The sequence below is a fragment of the Candidatus Clostridium eludens genome (assembly GCF_045310515.1).
Classification (GTDB): domain Bacteria; phylum Bacillota; class Clostridia; order Clostridiales; family Clostridiaceae; genus Clostridium_B; species Clostridium_B eludens.
In genome coordinates, this window is the sequence record NZ_JBJHZX010000016.1 from 101,126 (window position 1) to 109,480 (window position 8,355).

Consider the following 8,355-nt stretch of genomic DNA (forward strand, 5'->3'; position numbering starts at 1 on the left):
GGAGGTATTTTAACATGAGTGAAACTACAGATTTAAGTAAAGGTGCGATCTTTCCCATAGGGGAACCTCTACCAGAAAAGTTTAATAAGTTTTTTGTTGGAAAGGCATATTTAAACATGCTGACCACTACAGGTGTAGGGGTCGGAAACGTGACATTTGAACCAGGATGTCGTAATAACTGGCATATCCATCACCAGGGTGGGCAGATTCTTCTCGTGACAGGTGGCAGAGGCTACTATCAGGCATGGGGAGAAGAAGCAAAAGAATTAAAGCCAGGAGATATAGTAAATATTCCGGCAGATGTGAAACACTGGCATGGTGCTGCACCGGATAGTTGGTTTGCACATCTGGCTATTGAAGTGCCGGCAGAAGGCGCAAGCAATGAATGGTTAGAAGGGGTGACAGATGAAGTATACAGTAAATTAAGATAAAACAGGAGGTATTATGCAAAATGGCAAAAGAATTAATTGTATATTTTTCGAGGAAAGGTAATAACTATGTTAATAGTTCCATATTACCGGTTATTGGAGTCTCTATATATTAATATTTTTCAAACATTTCTCTAACAAAACTTAAATAGTGCTAAGGCATTATAAGAATAGAAAATCAAACAATGAAAAAACTATTGAAAAGGAGCATTATTTATGAAGGAGTTAAAGAACAATGAAAACAAATCTATTATGAAAGCATTAGTTTATTATGGAATTAGGGACGTTAAATTAGAGGAAAAAGAAATTCCCTTCTGTGGTCCTAATGATGTAATTGTTAGAAATGTTAGAGCAGGTATATGCGGTACAGACGTTACGGGATACTTTTATGGCGGAGAAAAAGTTGCAATTTATCCGGGGCGTGAATTTGGACATGAAATGGTGGGATATATATATGAAAAGGGCGAAAATGTAAAAGATGTGGAGATCGGCGCAAGAGTGTTTGTAGACCCTGCAACGTGTACATCTGATCCATATGAAGCTGACATGGCAGGTGCATTTTCGCAGTATGTGATAGTTGAAAACGCAAGGGTTGGATATAACCTTTACATTCTACCTGATAGCCTTTCTTATGATGATGCTGTTCTGATAGAACCTTTTAGTGTTGGCACTCATGGAAAAAATACAGCAAAAACAATGCCTAATGAAAATGTATTAATTATTGGTGCAGGAACAATTGGTTTAAGTGTATTATGCAGTCTTATTGCACAAGGAAACAAAAAAATTGTTGTGCTGGACAAAGATGATGCAAGAATTAAAACTGTTGAAAAACTAGGAGGAATCGGCTTTAACACACAGAACGGCTCTGATAATGTTAATAAATTCCTTGAAAATTATTTTGGCATTCTTAAAAATAAAAATCATCGTATCAGCAATGAAAATGGTCAAATGATAGTTACAGAAAATTCAGTAGTTGATATCGATGTTATTATTGATTGTGCAGGAATCAAGGATTATGTTGATGAATTTATGAAACATGCAAAGCAGTATTCTAGGTATACTTGTATAGCATTGCATAAGCAGCCTATTCCTATTAGTTTTCATGAATTAATGAGCACTCAGTGTGTATTAATGGGTTCTCGTGGTTATGCAAGTTGTGACATTGAGGAAGTAATATTTAACCTTGATAAGAAAAAATCAAAAATTTCAGAAATTATTACCCATAAATTTTCTTTAGAAGATGCTGAAAAAGCTTTTGAAATTGCAGCGGATCCTACTCATGCAATTAAGGTTGTGTTGGATTTAGAATAGATATTATCTTTCCATATAAATTTATGGCGGCTTTAGTCCAGTGCTTGATTAATATAATAATTTTAGGTAGCTTGCTTATTGGGTAAGTTACCTTATTTGTTTGATTTATTTGTAAAGATCATAATGTACTTTAACATTTCTTTAACATTTTTATGATACAATTGCGCACAATATATGATGAAATAGAGTCCTAGTGCTTTTATGTTTATGTATGAAAAAATGTTTTAGATAGAAAGGTGTGGATATTTTATGGTAAATATACTTGTGGTGGAAGATGATATAAAGCTGAATCAGATAGTATGTACATATTTAAATGATAATGGTTATCATGCAACGGGCTGTTTTAATGCTAGAGAAGCCTATGATTTTATGTATAATAGTTTATACGATTTAATTATTTCAGATATAATGATGCCTCAGATAGATGGGTATGAGTTTGCAGAGACTGTTAGAGATATTAATAAGGCAATACCAATACTATTCATGTCTGCTCGGGATGACATTGCTTCAAAACAAAAGGGGTTCCGTGCAGGAATAGATGATTATATGGTAAAACCAATAAATATGGATGAACTGATAATGCGTGTAGGTGCACTTTTAAGGCGTGCAAATATTACCAATGAAAGAAAGCTTGTGGTAGGAAGTCTTGTTTTGAATGCAGACGAAATGACAGCCACAGTGGATGGCGAGGAAATTCCTGTTACAGTAAGGGAATTCAATATTCTATATAAAATGCTATCTTATCCGAAGCATACTTTTGCACGTGCACAGCTGATGGATGAATTTTGGGGATTGGAAAGCAATACCAGCCTTAGAGCAGTGGATGTGTATATCACAAAACTTAGAGATAAATTCTCCTGCTGCAGCGATTTCAAGATTGTAACGGTTTATGGTCTTGGCTATAAGGCGGTGCTTTCATGATTATACCAAAACAGAAAAATAAGGAAAAGGATAATCGGGTCAATACAAAACATATTTCTCTGGGACAATTTTTATTGATATATTTTATATTATCAGTGCTCACTACTGGTCAGAATATGATATATGGTGCCTACATAGAAATGGATCGCATACCCATTGGATATGTTTTGCGTACCTTAGGATATTGGGCAATCATCAGCCTGCTCTTTTGCCTGGTAACCAAAATCCTGATTTACTATTCCTACGACAAGCCTATGAGGACACTTAGTGAAGCTGCAAAAAAAGTTGCTGAGGGTGATTATTCTGTTTGGGTTCCGCCAATTAGGAAAGACGGCAAAAAGGATTATGTGGAAGTAATGTTTGAGGATTTCAATAAAATGGTAGAACAATTGGGAACTACAGAAATTTTGAAAAGTGATTTCATTTCTAATGTATCTCATGAGATAAAAACACCACTTTCTGTCATTCAGAGTTATGCTATGGCACTTCAGAAGGAAGATTTAACGCCTAAAGTCAGAAAAGAATATACGGATACTATCATAACTGCATCTAAAAAACTTACTGCACTTGTTGCAAATATCCTGAAACTTAATAAATTGGAAAATCAGGAAATCATCATGTTAGCTGAACCTTATGATCTATGCAAACAGCTTTGTGAATGCGCATTATCTTTTGAAGAGCTGTGGGAAGAAAAAAATATTACTTTTGAAGCAGATATAGAAGACCGTGCAATTATTTGTGCGGATGAAAGTATGCTGGAAATTGTATGGAACAATTTACTTTCAAATGCTTTGAAATTTACCGAGTATGGTGGAAATGTTAAGCTTATTCAGACTTCAGATTCTGATACCATAACTGTAACCCTAGAAGACACTGGCTGCGGTATGAGTGAAGAAACAGTAAAGCATATTTTTGATAAATTTTATCAGGGAGATACTTCCCATTCTCAAGAGGGAAATGGTCTAGGGCTTGCTCTTTCATTAAGAGTTATAGATTTAGTAGGCGGCAAAATATCCGTAAATAGCAGTCTGGGATGCGGCACAACCTTTATGGTAGAGCTGAATGTAAATAATGACTAATTTATGAGTTAAGAGAAAACAGTTAGAAGGTAGTAGGGGCATATGGAAATCTGTTTATTTGAAAGGGGAACACAAGTATGGAAAAAGAATATAAATTTATAGGTTATGAGTATAAGGAAGTTGCGGTAAATCGTGATATGGAGTCTTTGTGGGCAGACTGCTATGGAAGCTTTGGATGGATACTGGAAGGAAAATCATCGCCTTTACCAGGAAAGAATACTGTTAATCTTAAGTTTAAAAGAGATCGAAAGATAAGAAATAAGATGGAATTAACAAGACTTCAGAGGCAGTTTGAAGGCTCCGTAAAACAGATTGAAAACTTAGAAAATTCCAAGTACACGGCTGCATTAATCTTTGCTATTGGAGTTGGTATATTAGGAACAGCATTTATGGCATTGGCTGTATTCAGTTATTTAAAAGGAAGGATCTTTCTTCATATCGTCTTTGCAATACCTGCATTCTTAGGATGGATTTTGCCTTATTTCGGCTATAGAAAAATTGTAAGTAAAAAGGCAGACAAGATTAATCCCATAATTGAAGAAGTGTACGACAAAATTTATGATACTTGTGAGAAAGCCAGCAGATTAACAGAAAAATAATAGTAGGAACTTTTAATGAATGACAATTTTAAAAAGACTAATACAGCAAAAGCTAATGAAGTTATAGCAGATTTTTTTATTTAATTCAAAATTAACATTTCTTAAACAATTCTCTGACAACTCATAAATATTTTAAATCCATAATCTATACATCAAAGGGAAATAGAAAGAAAGTGCTGAAAAATATCGAAATCTTTTTATTTGAAAGGAGAAAATAATTATGGAAAAAGAGAAAAAATTTGTAGGTTATGAGTATAGGGATGTAACTGTAATACGTGGAATGGAGCCACTGTGGACAGACAGTTATGCAAGTTTTGGTTGGTTACTGGAAGGAAACTCGTCTGTTCCTAGAATTAATTCTGTCACTCTTAAATTTAAAAGGGAGCGGAAGATAAGAAACAAGGTAGAATTAACTAGACTTCAGAGACAGTTTGAAGGCTGTGTAAAGGAGATTGAAAATCTGGAGAAATCTAAGAACTTGGGCGCATCTGCCTTTGCTTATGGGATTGGAATCGTAGGAACGGCGTTTATGGCACTTTCTGTGTTCAGCTATTTGGGAGGTATGATCCTTACAAGTATCGTAGTTGCAGTTCCTGCATTCGCAGGATGGGTTTTGCCGTATTTCGGTTATTTAAGAATTAAAAATAAAAAGACAGAGCAAGTAAATCCACTTATTGATGCACAGTACGAAAAGATTTATGACACTTGCGAAAAAGCAAGCAGGCTATTAGAAAGTTAATTAAAGTCAAAGTGGGAGTATTTATTATACAAGTAATGAAGTTAGTTGATTTCAAATATAGAAGTCTATCAGATGATAAGAATAAATAGCAGATAATGAGTTGGAGGAAGAAATAATGAGGGCAATAAATAAAAACATAGTTGTTACTGGCGGTGGAAATGGAGTAGGAAGAGAATTAACTCTTCAGCTGTTATCAAAAGGGGGAAGGGTTGTGGCAGTTGATATAAATCAGTCTGCGCTTAATGAAACATTTAATATGTCAGGTAAGAACGAAAAATTATTAACTCGAGTTTTGGATATTACAGATAAAGAAGCTGTATTTAATTTCGCAGAAGAAATTATTTCATCACTTGATCATATTGATGGCGTTATCAATAATGCCGGAATTATTCAGCCTTTTATAGAATTAAAAGATTTAAGATTTGATCAAATTGATAGAGTAATGAATGTTAACTTTTATGGAACTTTGTATATGACAAAGGCATTTTTGAATCATCTATTGACCAGGCCTGAAGCCCACATTGTAAGTATTGCCAGTATGGGAGGATTCCTTCCAGTTCCGGGTCAAAGCTCATATGGTGCTTCAAAGGCAGCGGTGAAGCTGATGACAGAAAGTCTATATTCAGAACTGTTAGGTACCAATGTACATGTTTCTCTCGTGTTCCCGGGAGCCATGGCAACAGATATAAAGAAAAACTCACAGATTACTAATAAAAGTGCTGCGGATGAGGAGAAAAATTCTAAGATGCTTCTGAAGCCATCTGCTGCTGCTGAGTTGATTATTAATGGAATGGAAAAGAACAAGTACCGTTTTTGCATTGGTAAGGACTCTAAAGCTATGAATTTTATTTATAGTATTAATGCGGGTTTTGCTGCGCGATTAATCAAACATGTAATGGGATCAAAAGCACATTAATGCTGATTGTATTTAGTTATGGGAAGAAGATAAAGCGACTCTGATTGAGCCGCCTTCCTAGCTTTCATCCATTATTTTTTTCAAGATGAAGATGGTATCTTCCCCATTATAGGATTTCTACATACCCTTCTGTTCCATGCACACGAATTCGATTACCATCTTTTATCAGTTTGGTAGCATTTTCTACTCCTACAACTGCCGGTAAGCCATATTCACGTGCGATAACTGCTCCATGGGTCATCAGTCCACCAACTTCGGTGACTAGGCCTTTTATGGATACAAACAATGGTGTCCAGCTAGGGTCAGTAAAGAAGGTGACTAATATATCTCCATCTCCTAGATCAGCTTCTTCCATGTTTAAGATGACACGTGCTCTTCCCTCTATGACTCCAGAAGAAACAGGCAGACCTGCCATAGCGCCCTCTGGGAGATTTTCTCGTTTGTAATCACCTGCAATGATTTCACCGTCAGACGTGATAACACGTGGTGGAGTTAGCTTTTCATATAATTTGTACTCGTCTTTTCGTTTATTGATGATCTGGTAATCTAATTTATTTGTGCGTACAACTTCCCGAAGTTCTTCAAAAGCCAGGTAGTAAATATCTTCTTTTTCATGAATAACGCCTACTTGTACGAGTTGTTCGGCTTCTTTCAGTAACGCCTGCTTATAAACGAAGTAGCGGTTAATCATGCCGTATTTTGGATATTCACGATAACCGATGAAATTCCGGATTAGGTCAATCTTTCGTTTTGTTTCTTTGGCTTTTTGTTCACCATCCGGTAATTGCTTCAATCGTTTTAATAACTCTTGTTCTTTTGTCAAAGCTTCCTGCCGCCCTTGCTCAAATTTCTCATTACTGGCGTTAGGCTCAAAGTTTTTGATATTACTAAGAATCATGGGAACAAGTGTAATTGGTTTTTCGCTGAAGCGGGGTTTAGTAATATCGATTTCTCCACTACATCGCATTCCGTATTTGTCAAGATAAGCATAGATAGCTTGTTGGATTTTATTTCCGCCATCAAACTTAACCAATTTCTCTAAAAAGTCATCATCTTTTACATGTTGTAAATAATCAATTACTTCTGGATAAGGACGAATCACATCTGCCACATCCAGTAGTGCCAGCCCCATTTCTGAAGTAATATTGTTTGGTACAGATTGAGAGAGCGTATCTGCTGCATTTTTTTCACCTAACCATTCCTTCATTTTTTCATTGATCCAATGTGAAGCATTTATAGCAGCCATAAATACAGCCGTACTTTGTGGGTCAAATAAGATCTTCTTTAACTCTTGGATATCTTCTAGAATAAAATCAAATAAATCTGCTCCTGATTTCCTTTGGATGTTTTGTTTTAACTCTTCTATGGATCTTTGACAGTTCTTAATTAAATGAGAAACCATTGCCGGATCGTTTTCGATTTGTGCCTCTGAATCCGCAGACCACACTCTTTTATTGCTTTTACCGGAACTCTGTTCCTCATTATCATTTGGTAAAGATTTTATGAAATCTCGTTCTATTATGGTAATGAGTGCGTCTTTTATAAGTGGATCGTGTTGTCCCAGGGTATCTAATAACATTTTTCTGCTGTTAGGTGAAGCTAGCATCTGTGCCACATCAACAAACAACCTTCCACCAGCTTTAAACCTGAGTCCAAAAGATATTAACTCAGATAAAGACATCCCAAGTGGTTTCAAGGGGTCTGTCATCATTTGTTGATGACCTACAGATACATAAACGTGATTTTCTTCATCATTAGCTTCGGGGATGGGGTATAAAGTAGTGATTGGCCGACTCTGGACAATATAAAATGTATCATCAACCCAACACCATTCGATGTCCTGTGGGCAGCCGAAATGTTCTTCGATCTTTCTCCCCATGCTCTCAAGCTGTAAAATCTGCTCATCCGTCAGGGTTTGCCTATTCTGCTTCTCAGGCTCAAGCTCCTGTTCTTTCGTACCTCCATCTTTTAAGGCATAAATAGCCAGCTTCTTGGTGGATATCTTCTTATGGATAACCTTGCCGTTACGTACTTTATAGTTATCAGCATTCACCAGTCCGGAGACCAAGGCCTCACCAAGTCCGAAGCTGGCATCAATGGATAACACTTTCCTATTAGAAGTGATGGGATCAGCAGTAAACAAAATCCCTGCTGCCTGCGGGAAGACCATCTTTTGAACAACCACAGACAGGTGGACTTTACGGTGGTCAAAGCCGTTTTGAAGGCGGTAAGTTACTGCCCTTTCGGTAAATAGCGATGCCCAGCACTTGCTGATATGGTTTAGGCTGACGTATGGACATATATATGGTTATAACAAGTTAATCTTCTAAAAATTTCAATAAATACTTTCATGGAGTGCTGC

7 protein-coding genes and 1 pseudogene are annotated in these 8,355 nt (G+C 36.3%); 7 read left to right on the plus strand and 1 reads right to left on the minus strand.

The window, feature by feature from the left end:
* Nucleotides 1-14 precede the first annotated feature (14 nt).
* The 7 genes from ACJDU8_RS12170 to ACJDU8_RS12200 all read left to right on the plus strand — a co-directional run bounded on the left by ACJDU8_RS12170 (nt 15) and on the right by ACJDU8_RS12200 (nt 5,993).
* The gene (locus ACJDU8_RS12170) at nt 15-431 is read left to right on the plus strand and encodes a cupin domain-containing protein (protein WP_406792412.1); all 417 of its coding nucleotides are present in this window, start codon (nt 15-17) and stop codon (nt 429-431) included.
* A gap of 213 nt (nt 432-644) precedes the next feature.
* Entirely contained in the window at nt 645-1,739 is a 1,095-nt protein-coding gene (locus ACJDU8_RS12175; RefSeq protein WP_406792413.1) for a zinc-dependent alcohol dehydrogenase, read from the plus strand.
* Nucleotides 1,740-1,988: 249 nt separating this feature from the next.
* Entirely contained in the window at nt 1,989-2,660 is a 672-nt protein-coding gene (locus tag ACJDU8_RS12180) for a response regulator transcription factor (RefSeq protein WP_406792414.1), read from the plus strand.
* Nucleotides 2,657-3,739, plus strand: coding sequence for a HAMP domain-containing sensor histidine kinase (locus tag ACJDU8_RS12185; RefSeq protein ID WP_406792415.1), 1,083 nt, complete (start codon nt 2,657-2,659; stop codon nt 3,737-3,739). The genes ACJDU8_RS12180 and ACJDU8_RS12185 overlap by 4 nt, the downstream gene beginning before the upstream one ends.
* 77 nt (nt 3,740-3,816) lie before the next feature.
* Nucleotides 3,817-4,338 (plus strand): hypothetical protein, encoded by a 522-nt coding sequence (locus ACJDU8_RS12190; RefSeq protein WP_406792416.1) that lies wholly within the window; start codon nt 3,817-3,819, stop codon nt 4,336-4,338.
* A gap of 220 nt (nt 4,339-4,558) precedes the next feature.
* Entirely contained in the window at nt 4,559-5,077 is a 519-nt protein-coding gene (locus ACJDU8_RS12195) for a hypothetical protein (protein ID WP_406792417.1), read from the plus strand.
* A 115-nt stretch (nt 5,078-5,192) separates the two neighbouring features.
* Nucleotides 5,193-5,993 (plus strand): SDR family NAD(P)-dependent oxidoreductase, encoded by an 801-nt coding sequence (locus ACJDU8_RS12200; protein ID WP_406792418.1) that lies wholly within the window; start codon nt 5,193-5,195, stop codon nt 5,991-5,993.
* A gap of 106 nt (nt 5,994-6,099) precedes the next feature.
* Here the strand turns inward: ACJDU8_RS12200 and ppsA are convergent.
* Nucleotides 6,100-8,277 (minus strand): annotated as a pseudogene (gene ppsA / locus ACJDU8_RS12205) (phosphoenolpyruvate synthase); the annotation flags it as partial.
* Nucleotides 8,278-8,355 lie beyond the last annotated feature (78 nt).

Bases quoted from the DNA above. Each gene is read 5' to 3' on its own strand.
- ACJDU8_RS12180 (WP_406792414.1), top strand. From the start codon at position 1,989: ATGGTAAATATACTTGTGGTGGAAGATGATATAAAGCTGAATCAGATA.
- ACJDU8_RS12185 (WP_406792415.1), top strand. From the start codon at position 2,657: ATGATTATACCAAAACAGAAAAATAAGGAAAAGGATAATCGGGTCAAT.
- ACJDU8_RS12170 (WP_406792412.1), top strand. From the start codon at position 15: ATGAGTGAAACTACAGATTTAAGTAAAGGTGCGATCTTTCCCATAGGG.
- ACJDU8_RS12200 (WP_406792418.1), top strand. From the start codon at position 5,193: ATGAGGGCAATAAATAAAAACATAGTTGTTACTGGCGGTGGAAATGGA.
- ACJDU8_RS12190 (WP_406792416.1), top strand. From the start codon at position 3,817: ATGGAAAAAGAATATAAATTTATAGGTTATGAGTATAAGGAAGTTGCG.
- ACJDU8_RS12175 (WP_406792413.1), top strand. From the start codon at position 645: ATGAAGGAGTTAAAGAACAATGAAAACAAATCTATTATGAAAGCATTA.
- ACJDU8_RS12195 (WP_406792417.1), top strand. From the start codon at position 4,559: ATGGAAAAAGAGAAAAAATTTGTAGGTTATGAGTATAGGGATGTAACT.